General features: G+C 39.0%; 20 protein-coding genes. 14 read left to right on the top strand and 6 right to left on the bottom strand.

Translation table 11 applies throughout. The features are described from left to right. Nucleotides 1–70: 70 nt before the first annotated feature. Nucleotides 71–1930 (bottom strand): M28 family metallopeptidase, encoded by a 1860-nt coding sequence (locus ATS74_RS18345; protein ID WP_058550300.1) that lies wholly within the window; start codon nucleotides 1928–1930, stop codon nucleotides 71–73. Nucleotides 1931–1994: 64 nt separating this feature from the next. Then, a complete protein-coding gene (locus tag ATS74_RS18340) occupies nucleotides 1995–4181 on the bottom strand; it encodes a M4 family metallopeptidase (protein WP_058550299.1) in 2187 nt (728 codons plus the stop codon). Between the two features lie 979 nt (nucleotides 4182–5160). Between ATS74_RS18340 and ATS74_RS18335 the strand changes: the two genes are divergently transcribed. Both ATS74_RS18335 and ATS74_RS18330 read left to right on the top strand, forming a co-directional pair. Further along, nucleotides 5161–6444, top strand: a complete 1284-nt coding sequence (locus tag ATS74_RS18335; RefSeq protein WP_058550298.1) for a cation:proton antiporter — start codon at nucleotides 5161–5163, stop codon at nucleotides 6442–6444. Nucleotides 6445–6702: 258 nt separating this feature from the next. Further along, a complete protein-coding gene (locus ATS74_RS18330) occupies nucleotides 6703–8568 on the top strand; it encodes a cytochrome c/FTR1 family iron permease (protein WP_235592033.1) in 1866 nt (621 codons plus the stop codon). Between the two features lie 79 nt (nucleotides 8569–8647). On the opposite strand, the gene ATS74_RS18325 is transcribed toward ATS74_RS18330, so the two are convergent. After that, a complete protein-coding gene (locus tag ATS74_RS18325; RefSeq protein WP_058550297.1) occupies nucleotides 8648–8896 on the bottom strand; it encodes a hypothetical protein in 249 nt (82 codons plus the stop codon). Between the two features lie 435 nt (nucleotides 8897–9331). Here ATS74_RS18325 and hisG point away from each other — a divergent pair, with 435 nt between their 5' ends. From hisG to ATS74_RS18270, 11 genes are all read left to right on the top strand, one after another. After that, complete coding sequence (gene hisG / locus ATS74_RS18320; protein WP_008129142.1) at nucleotides 9332–10231, top strand: ATP phosphoribosyltransferase; 900 nt, start codon at nucleotides 9332–9334, stop codon at nucleotides 10229–10231. A gap of 5 nt (nucleotides 10232–10236) precedes the next feature. After that, on the top strand, nucleotides 10237–11538 hold the full coding sequence (hisD, locus tag ATS74_RS18315; RefSeq protein WP_058550296.1) for a histidinol dehydrogenase: 1302 nt from the start codon (nucleotides 10237–10239) through the stop codon (nucleotides 11536–11538). Next, on the top strand, nucleotides 11528–12637 hold the full coding sequence (gene hisC / locus ATS74_RS18310) for a histidinol-phosphate transaminase (protein ID WP_058550295.1): 1110 nt from the start codon (nucleotides 11528–11530) through the stop codon (nucleotides 12635–12637). The genes hisD and hisC overlap by 11 nt, the downstream gene beginning before the upstream one ends. After that, the gene (gene hisB, locus ATS74_RS18305) at nucleotides 12634–13695 is read left to right on the top strand and encodes a bifunctional histidinol-phosphatase/imidazoleglycerol-phosphate dehydratase HisB (protein WP_058405289.1); all 1062 of its coding nucleotides are present in this window, start codon (nucleotides 12634–12636) and stop codon (nucleotides 13693–13695) included. The genes hisC and hisB overlap by 4 nt, the downstream gene beginning before the upstream one ends. Continuing rightward, entirely contained in the window at nucleotides 13692–14282 is a 591-nt protein-coding gene (gene hisH / locus ATS74_RS18300; protein WP_058405288.1) for an imidazole glycerol phosphate synthase subunit HisH, read from the top strand. Before hisB ends, hisH begins: the two co-directional genes overlap by 4 nt. Before the next feature lie 33 nt (nucleotides 14283–14315). Further along, on the top strand, nucleotides 14316–15050 hold the full coding sequence (locus ATS74_RS18295; protein ID WP_058550294.1) for a 1-(5-phosphoribosyl)-5-[(5-phosphoribosylamino)methylideneamino] imidazole-4-carboxamide isomerase: 735 nt from the start codon (nucleotides 14316–14318) through the stop codon (nucleotides 15048–15050). Continuing rightward, nucleotides 15032–15811: an imidazole glycerol phosphate synthase subunit HisF gene (gene hisF / locus ATS74_RS18290; RefSeq protein WP_010556206.1), complete on the top strand. Its 780-nt coding sequence runs from the start codon at nucleotides 15032–15034 to the stop codon at nucleotides 15809–15811. Before ATS74_RS18295 ends, hisF begins: the two co-directional genes overlap by 19 nt. Then, a complete protein-coding gene (gene hisIE, locus ATS74_RS18285; protein ID WP_058550293.1) occupies nucleotides 15802–16416 on the top strand; it encodes a bifunctional phosphoribosyl-AMP cyclohydrolase/phosphoribosyl-ATP diphosphatase HisIE in 615 nt (204 codons plus the stop codon). Before hisF ends, hisIE begins: the two co-directional genes overlap by 10 nt. A gap of 118 nt (nucleotides 16417–16534) precedes the next feature. Then, nucleotides 16535–17062 carry a hypothetical protein gene (locus tag ATS74_RS18280; RefSeq protein WP_058550292.1) on the top strand — a complete coding sequence of 176 codons (528 nt, stop codon included), beginning with the start codon at nucleotides 16535–16537 and terminating at the stop codon, nucleotides 17060–17062. Between the two features lie 2 nt (nucleotides 17063–17064). After that, entirely contained in the window at nucleotides 17065–17250 is a 186-nt protein-coding gene (locus ATS74_RS18275) for a DUF1289 domain-containing protein (protein ID WP_058550291.1), read from the top strand. Nucleotides 17251–17313: 63 nt separating this feature from the next. Further along, nucleotides 17314–18111, top strand: coding sequence for a glycosyltransferase family 25 protein (locus ATS74_RS18270; RefSeq protein WP_058550290.1), 798 nt, complete (start codon nucleotides 17314–17316; stop codon nucleotides 18109–18111). Here the strand turns inward: ATS74_RS18270 and ATS74_RS18265 are convergent. The 3 genes from ATS74_RS18265 to ATS74_RS18255 form a co-directional block, all read right to left on the bottom strand. After that, nucleotides 18106–19722 (bottom strand): M56 family metallopeptidase, encoded by a 1617-nt coding sequence (locus ATS74_RS18265; RefSeq protein ID WP_058550289.1) that lies wholly within the window; start codon nucleotides 19720–19722, stop codon nucleotides 18106–18108. The two genes, ATS74_RS18270 and ATS74_RS18265, sit on opposite strands and share 6 nt — an antisense overlap. 11 nt (nucleotides 19723–19733) lie before the next feature. Next, the gene (locus ATS74_RS18260; RefSeq protein ID WP_058550288.1) at nucleotides 19734–20114 is read right to left on the bottom strand and encodes a BlaI/MecI/CopY family transcriptional regulator; all 381 of its coding nucleotides are present in this window, start codon (nucleotides 20112–20114) and stop codon (nucleotides 19734–19736) included. A 258-nt stretch (nucleotides 20115–20372) separates the two neighbouring features. Further along, entirely contained in the window at nucleotides 20373–21644 is a 1272-nt protein-coding gene (locus tag ATS74_RS18255; RefSeq protein WP_058550287.1) for an O-acetylhomoserine aminocarboxypropyltransferase/cysteine synthase family protein, read from the bottom strand. A gap of 335 nt (nucleotides 21645–21979) precedes the next feature. Between ATS74_RS18255 and ATS74_RS18250 the strand changes: the two genes are divergently transcribed. Beyond that, nucleotides 21980–22756 (top strand): hypothetical protein, encoded by a 777-nt coding sequence (locus ATS74_RS18250; protein ID WP_058550286.1) that lies wholly within the window; start codon nucleotides 21980–21982, stop codon nucleotides 22754–22756. Nucleotides 22757–22773: the final 17 nt, after the last annotated feature.

The following is a 22773-nucleotide window of genomic DNA, read 5'->3' as shown; positions in this document are numbered from 1 at the left end:
TCCCATTAATTAAATCCACCTCTACTTAGCAATCTAATATTTATATTGGTAAGCTATTTTGCGGTGCATTTCATTGCGCAGTAATATTTAATGTAATATTACTTGCAGCACTGTACCCTTTTAAATCTATATGCCACTTACCATCTTGAGGATTAGAAATACTGCATTGTTCACTATTGCCATTTTTGTAAGGCCTACACATATAAACTAGCTCGGATGATTGACTACTAAAATTCACATACAAATCAGCATCACCTGACCCACCAGCTATGCTTATATCTAAAGAAGAATACCCAGCTTGTAATTCTTGTGTAAACCTAACCCACTGGCCTGAGGCAACACTAATATTTTTTTCAATGCGGTTAACTGGCTCAAAGTTATCTTCTTCGGTATAACTTCCTATGAGCGATACATTAGCTATGTCACTCCAAGCCTCCACCATCACGTAATAAACTCCCGCTTGAGTGTTTAAAATATCACAGCTTTCATTGCTAGATGAGGTTGCACTTTTACAATCGTAACTATCAAGTGTTGGCGCAGAGTTATATTTCACATATAAATCAGCATCGCCACTCCCACCAGCGGTGGAAAAGTTTAAATTACTAATATTATTTGCTACTTGTAGCGTGTAAAAAAGTTGCTCTTTTGCATTAGCGGCTATACCTGTTACTGCTACCCCATTTTGTAACTCATTATTATTTACTGGAGGTGTTTCTCCAGCATTTTTAGCCATTTCAGCTAAATAACTAACGGCTAACTTTGCAAATTTACTTGCGTGTTCAGCATCAAAAGCTGCATCATTTTCACTATGTATTAACGGGTTTATATCAGCCATTTTTGACTCAAACGGTATCGATGCTGAAAAGCCTTGTTGATACCACGAGGCATGATCAGAACAACCATAACCACATTGATCAAATCCATAAGTAACCGCAGGTAAGTATGTATCAATTAACTGGCCTAAATACTGATTTTGTGAATTAGTAGTGTAATCTGTCATCATAACAATATCTTCACTGCTACCATTGTTACCGGTCATATCAAATTGCACCATACCAATCACATTTTTACCTTGTGATTTATACGCTGTAGCAATCTCCTTTGAACCTCTAAGACCCACTTCCTCAGCAGCAAAAGCCATAATTTTAATCGTTCTTTGGGGTTTATAATTCTGCTCTACCACAGCACGAAGTGCTTCAGTTAAAACCGCAATGCCTGATGCATTATCATCAGCACCAGGTGAACGTCCATTGCTTGGGTTTAACTGATTAATAGAATCTAGATGACCACCAATAATTACTATTTCGTCTGCTTTTTCACTGCCGTTAATAGTCACAATAACCGATGACTGAGACCAACTATGTGTAAAATAATCAACTGAAATATCATTTCTAGCACTTGCAAGTTGCTGCCAATAACCTTTTAACCATTGGGCTGCATCTACACCAGTTTGAGATGAATAGTAGCGGTTATAAAAATTACTTAATGTATTTACCATATTTGTTAGATTATTCTCGTTCACACGATTTATTAGCGCTTGAACTGTTTGTGAATTATCTATGGTGTAGTTAGTCGAAATATTCGCAAGTTGATTTTGAACAGAAGCTAATTGCTGCGTATATTGCATAGCTTCACTTAGTGAGCTATGCGCAACAAATCCACCACAACGGTTGTAATTGTGATGCATAAACTCACTCAATTGAGTGACGTTTTTCTGATCAATTTTCATTAAGTTTACCGAATCCATATTTGTATTCTTTACGCTTAATAATTGATCATTTTGTATAAATGTTTTTTGGGCTTGCTGATAATGTTTTGCAGCAACCGGGTCAATACTAACCCAAATGCTTTCATTATTTTGAGCATATAATGTCGACGATGTTAAGAGAGTAAATGCGCATAATAGGGAAGTATAAATAGAACTTTTCATAAGTATTCCTTGTTATTAAATACAACTTTAAAAGAAAGGGAGCTATTGCTCCCTTAAAGTAGGTTTAATTTGCTGAAATACTAAGCGTTACACCACTTGCAGAACTATAACCGCGTAAGTCTATATACCAAGTGCCCGCTTGTGGAGCATCAAAGGTACAACTTTCACTATTACCATTTTTATATGGGCGACAAAGATATGTACCCGTACTTGATGCTGTTCCATAATTTACATATAAATCAGCATCACCACTTCCACCGGATATAGAGACATCAAGTGATGAATAACCTTCATTTAACGTTTGTGTAAACCGCGTCCACGCCCCCGTAGCAACACTCACATTAGTTTCTGTTACATTGATAGGAGTAACATCCCCTCCATTACTGCCATCAAAGCTACCTGTTAAAGAAACACCAGAAATCGCATTCCATGCCTCTACCATTACATAGTAAGTTCCGCTTTGAACATTACTAATTGAACAACTCTCAGTACTTGATGAAGTGGTACTTTTACAATCAAAGTTATTTAACGTTGGTTTTGATCCAAATTGTACATAAAGATCAGCATCGCCTGATCCACCATTGGTATTAAACACTAAATTACTTGCTCCAGCAGGAACCTCTAACGTAAAAAACAGTTGCTCTTTAGAAGAACCACTTATGCCAGTACGAGTTACGCCATTAGTTAAAGCTTCATCATTAGTTGGAGGAGGTGTTGAGCTACACGTGCTACCTGAACTTAAATTAGAGCTTACCCCCACAGCACTTAGCGCTGCTTGTACATCACTTGGGTCATAGTTTAAATCACAAGCTGCATCCATAACGCCATTACCTGCTAAATCCCAATCTGTACTTGCGCTCCAATAAAGCTGATTAGCTCTAGTCATTACAATAAATGCTTTTTTTGTATCCCAACCGGGTGTGGTAGCCAAATTATAAAAAGCTTTATTAAATACACCAGAGCTATGGTGCACATCCATCCCAGAATAATAACTTGATTGGTTATCTATTGAATTACCATCTTGCGTTGGGTTATTCATGTAGCGAAGCGCACCATTGCCTTTAAATATGTCTTGGCCGACTAGCCAATCATTAGTACCTTTCATATAAAATTCGGCCGCTTCACCCGCCATATCAGAAAAGGCTTCATTTAAACCGCCCGATTTTCCACTGTAAACTAAGCCAGAGTTTTGTTCAGTAAATCCATGGCTTACCTCATGAGCAGACACGTCTAAACTAACAAGCGGATAAAACGTATTTTGGCCATCACCAAAGGTCATGGCGCTGCCATCCCAAAATGCATTTTCATAGTTACTACTGTAGTGAACTCGCATTTTTAACTGAAACGTAAGTGGTGGCGTACCAATCCAATCGTTATACATATTAAAAATTACATTACCAAAATAATGCGCATCATTGAGTGGAGAATAAGCACCATTTATTTCTTTAAATGTATTTTCAGGACAAGTAAAAGAATATGCAGACGAACCACTTGTACCACCGTTGAGGTTTATGGTGCGCACATTAGTGTTGTTCATCGTACAGTTATTGCCTGACTGAGTAACATCTAAACTATCAAAGTCACTACCATATATGTATTTCCCTGTTTTTAAATTTCCACCAGGACCTGTAGCTTCTGCATGTTGAAGATTGTCAAAACTAAGTAGTACTTCGCCAGAGTTAGCATCAATAATTTGATAGGGTCTAGAAGGCGATTTACCATAGGTGACATACGACACCTCATAAACCAAGTGCGCTTTACTTTGCTGATCGACCCAAATAGCTAATCTAGATTTTTCATTATGTTTTTTTAAGCCAATTGTTTTTGCTGCAATACCCACATTTTGGCTTTGGAGCATAGCCTGTTTAGCTGATAATTTAGCACTAACATCGCTTATATCACCTTCAATGTCATACACTGCCGCGCCATGCGCTTTTTTTAGCATGCCGTTTTTAAATGTAAGGCTTACAGTATCCCCTATCACGGGCAATCCTTGATAAGTTTGTTGATACCGGCGGGTTACTTCCCCGTTGCTGCTCGTAAACTCTTTTAATACAACTAATTCGTTCCTTACACTTAACCCAATCAATTCTTGAGGACTTGTAGATAATATTGATGCAGAGTTAGATTGCACCATAGTATTTATAGCCGATTGTTGATTTAGGTATTTCTTATTCGCAGCTACTGCATCTGTTGCTTGAACAAAAGTTAAAGCAGCAAAAGTTGCTAATGTGATTTTTGATAAATTCACGTTTACGCTCCGTTAAAATATTTAGTTTGTAGTGGAATTGTATTAACCGGAACTACCTGTACCCGATTAAGGATCAAGCATATGTTACAAATTAAAGTTTTAAAAATTAAACATTTAATTTACAAGTAAAGTATTAGTTTGAAATTTAAACTATTTAATTACAGTAAGTTACTAATTTAGTGACAAGCGACTAAAAGCTCATCTTTACAATTTGTAAACATATATTTACTTAAAATTACATTGGCTTATATTTCAAAAAGGATTAGAAAAACTCGAGGAAGATTTAAAAGCAGCTGGTAAAAACAAAAAATAGTGTTTATTTTTTGATTAACATTAGGGCGTGTTGATCTTTGCGGATTGAAATTTGTTCAATCTAGGGGCGATTAAATCGCGGCGCGAAGTTTGTAACCCAGTGGGCTCGGTAACTGCTCCTGCGTTACCCTACTGGCTTACATCCATGTAAGAATAAGTAAAAACCGAGTAAAGCTTCCGCGTCCTGCTCACGCCCCTTACCTACATCCATGTAGGCAACAAAGAGTTTATCGCCCCTAGGCAGAACCCGAAGAGCAGCGCATGTTTGGCATTTATGCTGCGTTATCGCCTATTTATGGGGAGTAACCACACTTCATAGGCTCTGCCTTGCCTAAAAACCAAACATACTGCTGCAAATTCAACCATCAAATATCAACATGCCCTAATGCAGTTAAAACATTAGCGCTTTCAAGGATATTAAAAGGGGTATTTAGAGCAATGTTCGTATTGGTTTAGACAACTACCTGTACCAAGTAACCTAGTATTAAAAAATACATTACAACACGTAACAACAGAAATTATACATTAACTAAATGTCCTACAAGACATAATAAATATAGCTAATCAAACCATAAAGACTGTGACACAGATAAAGCACAGGAGTACCATATGGCGGGTTTATACTCCCCTTTTTTGTGTGTCGTTTAAAAAATAGTAAGGTTAGCCAATGAATGCTTGGTATCTCATTTGTTTTCTCTCTGCCATTGCAATTTTTATTGCTTTTGCAAACCAATATATCCTCAAAATGCAAACTACAATTGCCATTACAACTGGCTCAGTTGTTATTTCTTTATTATTGATTATTGCCGTTAAATTATTAGGCGATCAAAATGCGTTAGCCATGACCCAAATTGTCTCTAGTATTAATTTTAATGAATTATTACTCAAAGGTATGCTCGGATTTTTACTTTATGCTGGCGCACTGGAAATTAACCTTATGGCGCTTCGTAAACAGCGATGGGAAATTACCGCATTAGTACTATTTTCTACTATTGCTTCAACTTTTATAGTGGGCTATTTAAGTTTTTATCTGTTTGCCTTATTTGGCTTTGATGTACCGTTTATATACTGTTTATTGTTTGGCGCACTTATTAGTCCAACAGATCCTATTGCCGTATTGGCTATTATTAAACAAATGCGCGCACCAGAGGGTATATCTGTGCAAGTTGAAGGTGAGTCTTTGTTTAACGACGGTATTGGTTTAGTAATATTTACGACCATTTTTTCGGTTGCTTTTTATGGCACAGATGCACAATTTGGCGATATAGCAGAGCTATTTTTTGTAGATGCCCTAGGCGGTATTGCGTTTGGTTTAGTGATTGCTTTAGTGGGTCACTTTTTAATTATAAATAGCCGCGATGTAAATATTCGTTTATTGATCACGTTAACTATTCCTACTGCAGGCTTTGCTGCTGCAAATATTTGGGAAATATCTGGTGCACTCGCTATGGTAACGAGCGGTATATTAATGGGTAATATTACTCGCACTAAAGCAACAGAGCGCACAGGCCCAGAAGATACACGCTACGTAAAAGATTTTTGGCATGCAACCGACAGCTTTTTAAACGCACTTTTATTTTTAATAATCGGCATGTTAATAGTCACAATGCCTATCACCTTTGAAGAGATTGGCTTAGGTTTGTTAATGGTACCTGCAGTATTACTCGCTCGCTTTATAAGTGTAGGAACACCATTTATATTTTTCAAACGATTTAGAGCCTATGATAAACACAGCGTAAAAATATTGACGTGGGGTGGCCTTCGTGGAGGGTTAGCACTTGCAATGGCTGCGGCAATTCCTCGCGATCAAGTGTTTATTGGTGGCTCAGACTTACACAACCTACTTGTTATTGTTACCTACGTTGTAGTTATATTTTCTATTATTGTGCAAGGTTTAACTATTTCGCCGCTTATCCAAAGTAGTATTAAATCGGCTGAGAAAACTAAATAACACTAATTTTAACGCAGCGAATAAAGCTTTAGCGCCTTTATTCGCTGTTATTTAAGTGTTGCATAAGCGTTTAAAACTTTTACTAATTGTTATACTTTTAGCCAATATACACGCTTTAGTTCAATCTACTTGAAATGCAAATGAAAACGATTATAATTTTTGACTTTTCCTCTTCAGGGCTTTTCAATGTCCATAAATAATTCTCACGTATTTTTTAAATTATTGTCGTTAAGTAAAAGACAGTTTAATTTTATTTTCATGGTTTTAATTATCACTGTTGTGAGCTTCAATGCTTTGGCTTTAGAAAGTGAACAAACAAAAATTAAACAAATTGCTCAACTTTCTGAATATGTAGGGGTAGATTACGTTGCCGCTGTAGGTAATGGAGAAATACTGGACCCTGATGAATATCAAGAAATGAGCGAGTTTTCACACGTTATTCTTGAGCAAGCAAGTCAGCTTTCAAGTCAAACAACTAAATTTGATACCGTAAAAGTACAAGCAAAAGCCTTGCATACAGCGATTTCTAATAAAGCGAGTGTAGAAAATGTACGAAAAGCGAGTTCTTCACTTCGCGAATCACTACTTGCTTTTATGCCTCAGTTATCTTTACCAACAACACTTCTGCCAACCGAGCAAACAAAAGCACTCTTTGCTGCTAATTGTTCTATGTGCCACGGCGCAAGTGGGCAAGGTAACGGGCCGCTTGCTAAAAACCTAACACCAGAGCCAACCAATTTTACTGACAAAGAACGCGCAACCAACCGTTCGCTAATGGGCTTATATGATGCTGTAACAAATGGTATTAACGATACACCTATGGTTGCTTTTACACAGCTTAATGAGCAGCAGCGTTGGTCATTAGCCTTTTATGTAGGAAGCTTAGCATTCAAAGATGTACGAAAACCCGAAGGGACTTTTGAAAGTGTTACAGCTTCACAAATTGTAAACTTAAACCCGGCACAAATTTCAGCCGGCAAAAGTGATTTACAAGCACATTATGTAAAATGGTTACGCGGTAACCCCGCGCAATTATTTACCGGTAAAAAAAATCCAATAACGATAACCCGTACGCAATTACTTGCAGCTCAGGCAGCGCATGCTAAAGGCAATTACTCTCAGGCGAGTGACTTAGCAATTAGCGCATACCTAGATGGCTTTGAGCTTGTTGAAAATAACTTAAATGCTTACGACGAAACTTTGCGTAAAAACATCGAAGTACAACTGATGAACCTGCGTCAAACTTTCAAAAACGAGAAAGATATTGCCATCGTTAACAAAAAAGTAAGTGCGGCGCTAGCTCAACTAGCTAAGGCAGATAGCATGCTGAACGAAACCAAACTAACTGATGGCGCACTCCTCTCAGCAAGTTTAGTTATATTGCTACGCGAAGGCTTAGAAGCACTATTAGTTGTTATTGCGCTGATGACTGTACTTATAAAAACGCAGCGCCAAGATGCGCTTAAATACGTTCATATAGGCTGGGTTATGGCACTCATTGCTGGTGGGTTAACATGGGCCGCAGCGCAAACATTAATACAAATAAGTGGTGCAAGCCGCGAAGTTATGGAAGGTGCAGGCGCCCTATTTTCAGCTATTATTTTGCTATATGTTGGCGTGTGGATGCACAGTAAAACCAGTGCACAACAATGGCAAAAATACATAAAAAACAATATTGATAAGCGTCTTGAGTCGGGTACATTATGGGGATTAGCAGGGCTTTCTTTTATTGCCGTATACCGTGAAGTTTTCGAAACGGTATTATTTTATCAGTCGTTATTAACGCAAAGCTCACAAGCGCAGCATTCATCGGTGGCTATTGGATTTGCATTGGGTGTCGCTTTATTAGCGCTTATTGCATGGGTGTTAGTTAAATATTCGATTAAGTTACCTATTGCTAAGTTTTTTGCTTATACAACTTACTTATTATTTGCACTTGCCTTTGTATTAATGGGTAAAGCTGTAATTGCATTACAAGAGGCTGATATAGTTGCTATAAGCTCAATGCCGATAAACTTTGATATTGCACTACTTGGTTTAAAATCTACGTGGCAAGGTTTTATAGCGCAAATTGCTGTTGTAGCCATATTTAGCTTTTACATTCTTAAAGCTAAAAAACACTAACAAATATATTAGGCGTAAAGAACAACACGCCCATAATAGTAAAAAGTCATTCGTGGCTTTTTACTATTATTAATTCAGATCATGCCCACGTATCTAAATGTTTATTCCCTTCATCATCTACGGTAATCGCTTTTTCATTATCGGTGTTTACGCTTTTGTTGCCCTGAGCTATTTCTAATCGTTTTTTATTTAGCGTTTGTTTTTTTTCATTTTCCAGCTTAATTTTTTGTGTTTGCGGCGTATTTTGCACACCCGCAATGTGAAAAGCGCCTTTTGGCTCGAGTTCGAGTCGTGATATTTTCCCTAAAAAAGGGATCATTATATCCATACATTTCTCCCTAACGTTAATTTACTAAATTAGATAAAACGGCTAATAAGGCCTGGTTTGTCTACATTTTAAACATTAAAACAGCAAAAAGTGAGGTTTTGCTTTCAATATTATCGACCGTTATAAGATATGCTTTAATTAGGTAAAAAAAAACTTGCCTTAACAAGGCGGTTTATGTTTTTATGAATGCGAAATTTATTGAAACAGATTAAAGCTTAACGCTCACTAAATAGCGCTAAGCAAAATAGGATATAAAAATGCGCTTAAACCTGACAACAGTACATCATCACCACCATTCACCGGAATAACCTGTCAGGTCTTTCGCTGAGAGGTTATTCCTAAAAGGAACCTCTGGCGATTCAAAACACATTGATTCATTTTCGCCCTGAGGTTCCCCTCGGGGTTTTTAGTTTTTAAATTAAAGGAAAATGAATAATGAATAACACAAATCGTCTACGTATCGCCATCCAAAAAGGCGGTCGCCTGTCTAAAGATTGTCAAGATCTACTAAAGCAACTAGGTGTTAAATTAAACCTACGTGAGCAACGCTTAATTGCACACTCAACCAATATGCCAATTGACGTACTTCGTGTGCGCGATGACGATATTCCGGGCTTGGTAATGGACGGTGTATGTGATTTAGGTATTGTTGGCGAAAACGTGCTAGTAGAAGTTCAAGCAGAACGTGAACGCCAAGGTGTACCAAGCGAAGTTAGCAAACTAGCTAAACTAGATTTTGGTTACTGCCGCCTTGCACTTGCATGGCCACAAGAGCTTGGCCCTCGTGATAAGAGTTGGTTTGAAGGTAAGCGAATTGCTACAACCTACCCAGAAATTTTAACGCAGTGGTTAAAGCGCGAAGGCATTAATGCAAGTACTGTAATGCTTACAGGGTCAGTAGAAGTTGCCCCACGTGCAGGTCTTTCTGATGCAATTTGTGATTTAGTTTCAACCGGTGCAACACTTGAAGCGAACGGCTTAATTCAAGGTGATACAATTTTAGAATCAAACGCGTGTTTAATTCAAAATAAAGACCTTCAAGATGAAGATAAACTAGCGCTAATCAATAAGCTTATGCCGCGCCTTCGTGGTGTTAAACAAGCAAAAGAAAGCAAATACATTATGCTACACGCGCCAAAAACTAAACTTGATGAAATTTGCGAAATTTTACCAGGCTCTGGCCAACCTACTCTACTAGCACTTGCTGGTAATGAAGAGTACGTAGCGCTTCACATGGTAAGCAGCGAAACATTATTTTGGGAAACAATGGAGCAGCTTAAAGCCCTAGGCGCTAACTCTATTTTAGTAATGCCAATTGAAAAAATGATGGAGTAAGTACCATGCTTCGTTGGAATGAGGAATCTTCACAAGTACAAGCAGCGGCGCTAATGCGCCCTGCGGTTTCTGCCAGCGCAAAGGTTGAAGCAATATGCCAAACAATTATGAGCGATGTTAAAGAGCAAGGCGATAAAGCCTTACTTGATATGGCTAAAAAGTTTGATAATAGAGCTAACCCTCGTTTACGTGTACCGCTTGATGAAATAAACGCATCAGAGCAGGCACTAAGCGCAGAGCTTAAATACGCAATTGACACCGCTTATGCAAACGTTAAACGTTTTCACGAAGCGCAATTGCCTAAAGATATTAAGTTATCAACCCAACCTGGCGTTGTATGTGAACTGAAATATCAGGCCATCGAAGCTGTGGGTATTTATGTACCAGGTGGCAGTGCTCCACTGCCATCATCGGTTATTATGCAAGGTGTACTTGCACAATTAAGTGGTGCTAAAACCGTCGTACTTGCAACCCCTGTGCAAGGTAATGAAAATATTAATCCTGCCATTTTATATGCTGCAAAACTGTGTGGTATTACAACTTTAATTGAAAGTGGTGGCGCAGGCGCAATAGCCGCAATGGCCTACGGCAGTGAATCAGTGCCTAAAGTGAACAAAATTTTTGGCCCAGGTAACAGCTTTGTAACGATGGCCAAACAGCTTGTTGCGCAAACAATTCCTGGAATGGCAATCGATATGCCTGCAGGCCCCTCTGAAGTATTAGTTATTGCAGATGAGCGTGCAAACCCAGAATTTATAGCGGCAGATTTACTCTCGCAAGCTGAGCACGGCGGCGACTCACAAGTTATTTTATTGTGTAACAGCGAAAGTATCATTGAGCAAACGCAGCAGGCACTTACACGCCAGCTTGCAAACTTAAGCCGAAAAGAGACAGCCGAGCAAGCTCTGGCTAATTCATCACTTATTTTAGTGGACTCTGTTGAGCAAGCATTTGACGTATCAGCGCAATACGGCCCTGAGCACTTAATTTTGCAATTAGCAGATTCAACACCTTATTTAGATAAAGTAAAAAATGCAGGCTCTGTATTTGTAGGCGACTACACGCCAGAGTCAGCGGGCGATTATGCATCGGGTACTAATCACGTGTTACCTACCTATGGTTACAGCGCAACGTATTCAAGTTTAAACTTGCTCGATTTTTTCCGCACTTACACTGTGCAAACTATTAGCAAAAGTGGCTTAACACAGCTATCAAAAGCTATTTTACCATTAGCAGATGCAGAAGGCCTTGATGCACACGCAAATGCGGTTTCAATTCGTTTAGAGGCAATTAAAAATGAGCAATGAGAGCGCACAAGCGACAAGCTTATTACCACAAAATATTGCAGCACTTGCTGCCTATAGCTCTGCTAAAAGTGAAAAGCTAACAGGGTCAACCTGGTTAAACGCCAACGAAAGCCCTTATACTAAAAACCTTGAACTGAGTATTGAAGATTTAAATCGCTACCCAGACCCACAGCCGCAACTGGTTATTGACCGCTACGCTGCGTATGCAGAGCTTGAAAGCGAAAACGTATTAATGACGCGCGGCGCCGATGAAGGCATTGAGCTTTTAGTACGCACTTATTGTGAACCAGCTAAAGACAGCATTGCGTTATTTTTACCAACATACGGTATGTACAAAGTTACGGCTGATACTCATAACGTTGCCATTAATAGCCTAACGCAAGCGCTATTACTTGATGGTAGTGTAGATGAAATAGTAAAGGCTGTGGGCAACTCGAAACTGGTGTTTATTTGTAATCCAAATAACCCAACAGGTAGCCTAACACCTCTTAATAAAGTAAAGGCAATTGCTACAGCGCTTGCGGGAAAAGCACTGGTAATTGTTGATGAAGCCTATATTGAATTTTGCCCAGAGCAAAGTGCTACAGCGCTGATTAACGAATATAGTAATGTAGTGGTTCTGCGCACTTTATCTAAGGCGTTTGCACTTGCAGGCCTCAGAACTGGCTTTACTCTTGCACAACAAAGTGTACTGGCGCCAATTCGTAAAGTGATTGCGCCGTATCCGGTATCTGGCGTAGTGGCAAGTATTGCTGCGCAAGCAATTGCACCTGATGCAATTACATCAATGCGCCGCCAAGTGACTATTTTAAATAGCTTAAAAGCTAAACTTGTACAGTGGTTAAACGCCTCCCCCGCTGCATTAAAAATTCTCACTGGTGAAGGTAACTTTGTTACCTTAAAATTAGCCAACAAAAACTACTTTAAAGTAGCACTTGAGCAAGGTTTAGTAATGCGCGCGTTTACCCTATACGGTGAAGACGATTGGCTACGAATTTCAATTGGTAGTGAACAAGAGCTCGAACAAGTAAAAATTTGGTTAGATGGCTTACAAACGCCGGCTACCACAGCACCATTAGCAGGAAACGAAGTATCATGAGTAACCCCTATTTATTTATTGACCGCGACGGCACCATAATTGAAGAGCCAATTACCGACAAACAGGTAGACAGCCTTGAAAAGCTTGCCTTTTTACCAGGTGTTATCCCGGCTTTATTACAGTTACAAGCCGCAGGGTACCGTTTAGTGATGGTATCGAATCAAGATGGCTTAGGCACAGACAGCTTCCCGACTGCTGACTTTGACATAGCCCAAGATAAAATGATGGACATAATGCAAAGCCAAGGCATTAGCTTTGACGAGGTATTAATTTGTCCACACTTTGACGAGCAAAACTGTGATTGCCGTAAACCTAAAACAGGTTTACTTACCGAGCTTATGCGCTCAGGCAAAGTTGATTTAGCTCGTTCATATGTAATTGGCGATCGCCAAACAGATATTGGCCTTGCACAAAATTTATGTTGTGAAGGCATTTTGTACGATGGCAGCTGGCCTGCCATTGTCACCAAGCTAACCACAGCTAACCGCGAAGGTCGTGTTACCCGTAACACCAAAGAAACCCAAATTGATGTAGCCATAAACCTAGATCAGACTAAAAATGGCAGCATAGATACTGGCCTTGGCTTTTTTGATCACATGCTTGATCAAATTCGCACGCACGCCAACATTGGTTTAAACATTAAAGCGAAAGGCGATTTACACATAGACGAGCACCACCTTGTTGAAGACATTGGTATTGCCCTAGGTGTTGCACTTAAACAGGCGCTTGGCACTAAATCGCAAATAGCGCGCTATGGTTTTGCACTGCCAATGGATGAATGTAAAGCAGAGGCACAAATTGATTTATCGGGCCGCGCTTCATTTGTATTAAACGCTAATTTTAGCCGCGAAAAAGCAGGCGATTTAGACGTGCAAATGGTTGAGCACTTTTTCAAAAGCTTAAGCGATAATGCCGCTATTAGCCTTATTTTATCGGTAAGCGACGGTAACTGTCATCACCAAGTAGAAGGCTTATTTAAAGCGTTTTCACGTGCCCTTCGTATGGCAGTAGCACAAGACACGACCCAACAAACAGCCAGCTCTAAGGGATGTTTATGATTGCAATAATTAATACCGGGTGTGCCAATATAAATTCAGTTCGTTTTGCCTTTGAACGCTTAGGGCAAACGCCAACAGTAATTACCTCGCCAGAGCAATTAAAAGGCTTTGAGCGGGCTATATTACCAGGCGTTGGCCATGCATCTGTTGCCATGAAACGCCTTGTAGATAACGGCTGGCAACAAGCTATAAACGAATACCAGCGCCCACTTATGGGAATTTGTTTAGGTATGCAGTTACTGTGCGAAAGCACCGAAGAAGGTAACGTGCAGTGCTTAGGTAAAATACCAGGGCAAGTAAAAGCCCTTGATGTTGGTAGTTTAACGTCGCCGCATATGGGTTGGAATAACTTAAGCATTAATAAAGAGCATGCACTTACTAAAGGGTTAACACAAGACGAGCAAGTGTACTTTGTACATAGCTTTGCGCACACTGTAAACGACGCAACACTTGTAAGCGGCGAATACGGCCAAACCTTTTCAGCTATAGTTGCTAAAGACAACTACGCTGGCATGCAATTTCACCCTGAGCGCAGTGCAAAAGTAGGCACCCGTTTATTACAAAATTTTGTTGATTGGCAGCTATAAACTGCCCATTAACCAACAAAAAAGAGATTATTTGTGATTATTCCAGCATTAGACGTATTACAAAATCAAATTGTTCGTTTATACCAAGGTAAATACGACACCGCTCAGTTTTACCCTTTTGAGCTTGGTGCACGTTTAAAAGAATACGCCGACAGCGGCGCAGGTAAATTGCACCTTGTAGATTTAGAGGGCGCACGCGATCCGAGTAAGAAGCAGTGGCAACATATTCAAGCTGCAACTAAAGCGCTTAACGTACCGTACCAAGTGGGCGGCGGTATTCGCTCAGAGCAAGATGTAAGTGATTGGCTAAAAGCCGGTGCTAATCAAGTTGTTATTGGCTCAATGGCGGTAGAAAAACGTGAGCAAGTAAAAGCTTGGATTGAAAAGTTTGGTGCAGAGCACTTTGTTATTGCCCTTGATGTAAATAAAACAGCCACTGGCTGGGCACCTGCTACGCACGGTTGGTTGAGCGAGTCAGAGTTTGGTTTACTTGAGCTTGTTGATTTTTATGTAAGCTTGGGCGTTATTGACTTTTTATGCACGGACATCAGTAAAGATGGCACCATGACGGGTCCATCGTTTGAGCTTTACGAAGATTTAACTCGTCATAACAGCACAATTAAAGTGCAAGCTTCAGGTGGCGTAAGCTCACTTGACGACATTAAAAAACTTAAAGAGCTTGGCGTAGGCGGCGTTATTTTAGGTAAGTCACTGCTTGAAGGTGCATTTAGTGTTGAGGAGGCGTTGGCATGTTATCAAAACGCATAATTCCGTGTTTAGATGTTAAAGACGGCCAAGTAGTAAAAGGCGTTAAATTTAAAGGCCATGAAGTTGTTGGTGATATTTTAACAATGGCAAAAGCATACAGCGATGCCGGTGCCGATGAACTGGTTTTTTATGAGATCAGCGCAAGTGTTGAAAAACGCTTACTTGACGTAAATTGGGTAGAGAGCATTGCCCGCCATATTGATATTCCATTTTGTGTGGCTGGTGGTATTAAATCGGTAGCTGATGCAGCGCGTGTTTTAGAGCGCGGCGCCGATAAAATAAGTATTAACAGCCCTGCTATTGCACGCCCAGAGCTTATAAAAGAGCTACACGATGAATTTGGTAAGCAATGTGTTGTTGTAGGTATTGATAGCTTTTACGATGAGGTGACCGGCGAATACTTAGTGTATCAATTAACCGGCGATCCTAATGCATCAAGCCGTACACGTTATAAAACCGAGGAATGGGTTAAACGCGTACAAGACTTAGGCGCAGGCGAAATTGTTTTAAACTGTATGAACCAAGACGGCGTACGTAATGGTTACGACAACGAGCAACTAAGTAAAATGCGCGCATTATGTAATATCCCACTTATCGCCTCTGGCGGTGCAGGCAGCATGCAAGACTTTGTAGACGTATTTAAACAAAGCGAAGTAGATGGCGCATTGGCAGCCAGCGTTTTTCATAAAAATGTGATTAACATTGGCGAACTAAAACAATTTTTAACCGATAACCAAGTGGCAGCAAGATTATGCAAGTAACACAACAAAACCAAACCCAAGTTGATTTTGCTAAAAGCGAAATGATCCCTGCTATTGTTCAAGATGCCCGCTCTGGCGTTATTTTAATGCAAGGCTTTATGAACAGCGAAGCACTAAAGGTAACGCTTGAGAGCAATAAAGTGACCTTTTATTCGCGGTCTAAATCGCGTTTATGGACTAAAGGCGAGTCATCAGAAAACTACTTAAACGTGGTATCGGTTCATACCGATTGTGACTACGACTCAATTTTAGTCCTTGCCAACCCAGAAGGTCCAACGTGCCACTTAGGTACACAAAGCTGTTTTGGTGATGATGCAAAACCAAGCTTAAGCTTTTTAGCACAATTAGAAGATGTCATTGTTGAGCGTAAAAATGATGACCCATCAAAAAGCTACACCGCTTCATTATTTGCTAAAGACTTAAGCCGTAGTTGTCAAAAAGTAGGTGAAGAAGGCGTAGAAGTAGCCCTTGCCGCAATGAAACACGATAACGATGAGCTTACTAACGAGTCGGCTGATTTAATTTATCACCTGACTGTATTACTACAACGCCAAGGCTTAAGCCTAGAAGATGTAGTTAAGTGCCTGCAAGGTCGCCATAAATAATACCAGCTAAAGTAAATTAAAAGAGGCTCATATTTTATGGGCCTTTTTATTTTCCCTTTTAGTTGAATAAGTTATGTGTGGTATAGTGAATGGCTTAATTTATCGGTTACTGTGAACTATGAAAAACTATATTATTCTTCTTATTGTTGTGTTTATTCTAGCGGGCTGTACTAGTAAAACAAAACAAACTGCTACTCCACCTACAATAAGTAAGCCTGTAAATTCCGTAGTAACATCCAATGAATGTAGCACCATAAACAGCCTAGTAACCGGTTATGAATCTGAGTTTGACTCAATAAAAACAGATAAAGTAAATAACCAGTTCACTAACCAATGGCGCACTAATACTCATTTAATAGGTTCACGTTGTACTGTTACTTTAAATAAGTCTGAGCAAGTAAGTTACCAATGCCAAACACCTATAAAAACACAAACACATGCAGTAAAGTCGCATCAAACACTTGCTAAGCAATTACGCCAATGCCTATCAAAAACAGGTTGGTTTGAAAGCCAAAAAGAAACAGCAAGTTCAATTTACAGCTCATTTGTACTTGATACTAAAAATCCGGTTATTACACTTTCTACAATTCAAGAAGGTAATGGGTTTTCTACTCGCTTTGAAATTGCTCCACCGTTAGGATTTTAATAATGCGAAAAACGAATAAAAACACATCTAAATTAAAAAGCGACTGTTTAGGTATATGTGAACGTCGCAGCGGTTATTGCACTGGGTGCGGTCGAACTAATGAAGAAATATTTGATTGGATCATTCTCTCTCAAGATGAAAAAGACGCAATTTTAGCGCAGCCAAGAGCAGACTTAAAAAAGCCATAAATTTGCCACTGCCATGTAATACAGCCTTCTTACTATAAGTAAAAAATGTAAGAGGCATTAGGTATGGCAGCAATATTTGTAATTAATTTGGCACGATCAACCAAGCGTTTAATACAAACCACAGAGCGGCTATCTGCAGTTAACTTAACGTTTAAGCGTATAGACGCTATTGATGGTAATAACTTAACTGATAAACAAAAATACCTTCATTACAACCCACAACTAAACAAACAAAAATACCACTACGCACTTAGCAATGGTCAAATTGGCTGCTATTTAAGCCACCGTAAAGCATGGCAAAAAATAGTTGATGAAAAATTAAAATACGCGATTGTGCTTGAAGATGATTTTTATATTGATGAGTCCATTCATGATGCGATTAAAAATATTGAGCAGCTAAACCAGCCTTGGCAACTTATTAAACTTGCAGCTTATGAAAACCGCACACGCCCTATCGCCTATCAGCACAGCCTTAATAATCACCAGCAGTTAGTAATACATAAAAAACTAATGACCGGCTGCTGCGCTACAGCAATAAGTTATGAAGGTGCAAAACAACTACTTAAAGCCACAGCCCAATTTGGTCGCCCTGTAGATTGCGACTTGCAACATATATGGGAAACACAGGTTAATGGTTTTTCACTTATACCATACCCAATTAAGCAAGACGCAAACATAAAAAGTGATATTGCCAGCTGCACAACTAAAACACGAATTAAAAAAGCATTTTTGCGGCGTAAAACACAGCAAATTAAAAGCTGTATTTTTAATAAGGTTTACACAAGCGCCTTTGTAAAAAAATTTAAACAGAATGAAACAGGAGCCTCAAAGGCTCCAAGTTTAATTACTCAACGCTTATAACATCCTTAATAGTTGAGAACCTGGTACGCCAGTTTGCGGTAATAGCGCGGGGGTAACTGCAAATACGTCTGGAATTTTACTTTTGATTTCATCCATCTTTTTACGGTTATTTTGTTTATCATAAACATAATATTTAAGGATATTTCCGTATACATCATCTTTTGCATCAACCTGCTCTAGGGTTTTTAATGCTTTATCGTAATCATCAAGGTAAATGTATGCCAGTGCTAAGTTATCAGCTGAGCCAACATGTAGCTTACCTTCAAGCTGTTTTGATAAATCTTCAAGCTCTGCAACAGCAAGCTCATAACGTCCTAGCTGTATATAGGCCGTTGCTAGTGAATTTTTTAAAAAGTAAGGTGGGTTACTGCCCTGCTCGTACCATTTTTCGTAAGCACTCAGTATGTCTTCATATTGTTCAAGTTTAGAGTAAACGTGATTTAGCAGCCTAAAGCTTTGTAGTTTGATTTCAGCTTCTTCAAACCCCGTAAGTTTGTCTCTATTCAAGTGCCAATCTTGAATGCCTTGCGCAGCTTGGTTTAACAGTTCAGGGTTATCACTTTTTGCCCCAGCAGCACTTTTTAGAAGCTGTGCAAGTTGTTGATTATAAGCTTCACTTTTTAAAGGTACCTGAGAAGTTTTACTACTTTGCTGTTTACTACCCGTAGTACCATCTACAATTTGCGCTGCAGCTAAAGCACTAAAAGACATTGCCGCCGCAACCATAACCAAATATTTACTTTTCATTGTTTTTTCCTTGTTTAACATTTTGATCCTCTGAATATTAAAACTCTTAGAGTGAGCAATATTCAAAAGTGGGGGGGTAAAAAAGTTAGGCGAGCTTTTAGCACTTTGCTCTTGTAGCAATAAACTTGCTAAATCCAATTGGTATTTACCTTTTAGCTTTTGCATACACAACTCATCACAGCTAAGTTCGAGTTGCTCTCTTGCTAAACCAGTTAACTTTAAGCAAATAGGATTCCACCAAAAAACGCTTTCTATAAAACAAATAAGCCACGTCCAATAAATATCACCTTGTTGTAAATGAGTTACCTCGTGTTGAATGACTGAATCTAATTCTTTACGGTGTGTCATCGTCGACTCTAACCAAATAACAGGCTTTATTAACCCGGTAGCAAAAGCAGGTTCTGTATGGGTTGTTAGTCTAATTGGATACTGATTGTTGATGTGGTTAAGTTCAGGACTTGGCTTTGAGTTAATGTATAAATTTTTTATAAGCTTTACATATAAGCCCACGCGTAATAAAAACAATCCAAAACCAGCTAAAACTAAAACTATAAAAACAGTACTAAGTGATGGCAATAAGTCCCATATAACCATATCGCTTTGTAATTCGTCCTTAATTGCTACTTGTTCAGCATTTGGTATTAGTGCTTTAACATCGGGAATCAATTGCGCCACGTTGAATGTGTAACGATTTGCCCCTTCAAATAACGGTAGCTGGGAAAAGTACTGCCAAGGGACAAACCAACATGCCAAGGCTGTCATTAAAATGTAAAAGTTTAATCGTGCTGGGGCATTTTTTAGCCCTTTTACTGTAAGCAAAATACATAAGCTAATAAGTGTGCAAGTTAGTAAATAATCCGTCATTACCCTCTCCTTTAATCTAACTTTTTATTTTTTAAAAGCGTTTGTAAGTATTCTATATCGTCATCATTTAGCTTTTCTTCTTTAATAAAGTGGGCAATTAAACTACGAGAATTACCTTTAAAAAATCGTTGCATAAAACTAGGCATAGCTTGCTCCGATAATGTGTCTTGAGTCACTATTGTTCTAAAAACAATAGCTCGCCCTTCATGTCCACAACGCTCAATCGCTCCTTTATGTTCTAACCTATCTACAATAGTTTTAACTGTTGTATAGGCTACTTTTTTATCTTTTTGTTTATCAGCTAAAAGCACCTTATGTAGTTGACTCGCGGTACAGGGTTCTTCCTGCCAGAGCAGTTGCATAATATCCATTTCAAAATCACTAAGTTTCATTGTCGCTCCTATTACTACAGTTGTAGTGGTACTGTTACAAATGTAGTAGTAAGTAATCTTAGTGTCAATACAAAATTGACATGTGAATAAAAAACAAACGATAGAAATATAAAAGTCTTAAGAAGGTTTTATAAAAAAGGCATATAAAATAAAGAGGTATACTTATTAATAGATTTTAGAAAAACATAAAAAACGATAGTTTATTTTCAACTAACGCTTTTTATGCTTTAAAGTTTTTTATGGAAGGTAGTGAGGTAACTATGCTTTATCGAGCGCTTGGCTTACATCGGCAATTATGTCTGCAATGTTTTCAATACCGACCGACAAACGTATTAAATCGCGACTTACGCCCGCATTAGCAAGCTCTTCATCATTTAATTGGCGGTGTGTGGTTGACGCAGGATGGCACGCAAGCGACTTGGCATCGCCAATATTAACTAAGCGTAAAATCATGTTTAGCGCATCAATAAAACGAGTACCTGCTTCTAGGCCACCAGCAATACCAAAGCTTAAAATACCCGATGCTTTACCACTGGTAATTTTCTGACTCATTTCGTTATACGGGCTTGATTCAAGCCCTGCGTAATTAACCCAAAGCACTTTTGGATGATTTTCTAAATACTCAGCCAAGTGCTGTGCATTTTCGCAGTGGCGATCCATTCTTAAGCCTAAGGTTTCAAGGCCGATTAAAATGTCAGATGCGTTTTTAGGGGCAAGCGCTGCGCCGGTATTTCTAAGTGGCACTACTCTGCAGCGACCGATAAATGCAGCTTCAGCAAAAGCTTCGGTATAAACCACATTGTGGTACGACGGATCGGGCTCGTTCATCATTGCAAAACGTGTGGCATTCGCTTTCCAATCAAATTTTCCTGAGTCGACAATCATGCCGCCAATAGCAGTACCGTGCCCGTTTATATACTTTGTAAGTGAGTGAACCACTATATCGGCGCCCAGCTCAAATGGGCGGCATAAATACGGCGTAGCCACGGTATTATCAACAATAAGCGGCACACCTTTACTGTGTGCAATACGTGCTAAACGTTCAATATCAACAATATTACCTGCAGGATTACCAATAGATTCACAAAAAACAGCGCGGGTGTTATCGTCAATTGCATTCTCGAACGCGGTAAAGTCATCGGCTTTAATCATGCGCGCTTCAATACCTTGCCTAGGTAGTGTATGAGCAAATAAGTTATACGTGCCACCATATACTTGGCTGGTGCTTACAATATTAGTGCCTACTTCGCACAAGCATTGAATAGCATAAGTAATAGCGGCCATCCCAGAGGCAACAGCTAGCCCACCAATACCCCCTTCCATTGCAGCAATACGTTGTTCAAGTACGGCATTAGTTGGGTTCATTATGCGGGTGTAAATATTTCCAGGTACTTTTAAATCGAATAAATCAGCGCCATGCTGCGTGTTGTCAAATGTATAAGAAGAAGTGTGATAAATAGGCACGGCAGCCGATTTGGTCGTAGGCTCAGATTCGTAACCGTGGTGTAGTGCTAATGACTCTAATTTCATAATTATTTCCTTCAATTAATTTACCACTAAGCTAGCACTTCTTGGTTATAAAATGCACATGAAATATATTAAAGGGTGTTGAGGTGGTTTGATTTAAGTTAAAGGCAGCTCAGAGCGATAACCGGTCAGTCAGGTGAGTCGTCATTAGATTAGTAATAATAAGAAAAAACTTTCCTTCTCTCGCATGTCTAAATAAACTACAGTAAGTATAATATTTATAGCTGGCAATAAGTTACACTATTTGCTAAAAATAGAAGCTTATGAAATGAAGACGTCTTCACGTAAGAATAGGGGAATTGCCCTATGATAAAGAAGTTATGTAACAGGAGTTATTTTTGGCCAATGCGGTAAAATGGGAGTTCTATTTAGATGGTGACTCTCGAAATTTTAGAGCTTACGCTGAGGGGCGAAAGAATTTTTACTTTGATATTTCTGGCGGGATTGATCACTATAATGATTGTATGAATGATGACTTTCGTCTTTCATCTGTATATTTTGACGACGAAGACGAGCCTGAGGTTGTGTGGCAAATCGGCTATGAGTTGGCCAGCTTATACAATGGAGTTTCTTCAATATTATCTAAAAATTCGAGGAAGCTCGAATTAGCCGAACTATTGCATAATGGCGTTAGAGTTGAAAAAACTCCAAAAAGAAATATTTTAGCTTTACTAGGAAAGCCAAACATTTCAGACTCCCTATACAATCAAGAGTTTGAAAAAGTGAAAAAATTAGATGTTCGTTTCTTTATGATGAACTTGGCCACTGAACGTGAAGATGCTTATCTGATATTGAAATATTTCGCGGTCGAAGCAAGTTATATTAACTATTATAAAACTCTGGAAACATTAGAAGAATTATCAGACAAAACAGGTATTGCAATTTCGGTAGATAAAAAATTAAGAAAATCTTTTACAAATACCGCTAACAACTTCACATTGTCAGGCTTGGATTCTAGACACGGATTTAAACAAGCTCTTAAAGAAAATAAAACTCCCAGTATGAAGTTATCAGAAGCACATTTATTCATAGCAAGCATTGCTAAAGAATACCTCAACAGGCTAGCAGATGGTGTTATCAATGGAATACATAATAAGTCATTCAAGATGGGCTAAATACAGCAGGCTTTCAA

This window comes from Pseudoalteromonas sp. H103, assembly GCF_001469205.1.
GTDB classification, from domain to species: Bacteria; Pseudomonadota; Gammaproteobacteria; order Enterobacterales; family Alteromonadaceae; genus Pseudoalteromonas; species Pseudoalteromonas carrageenovora.
This window is presented reverse-complemented; position numbering and strand designations above follow the sequence as displayed.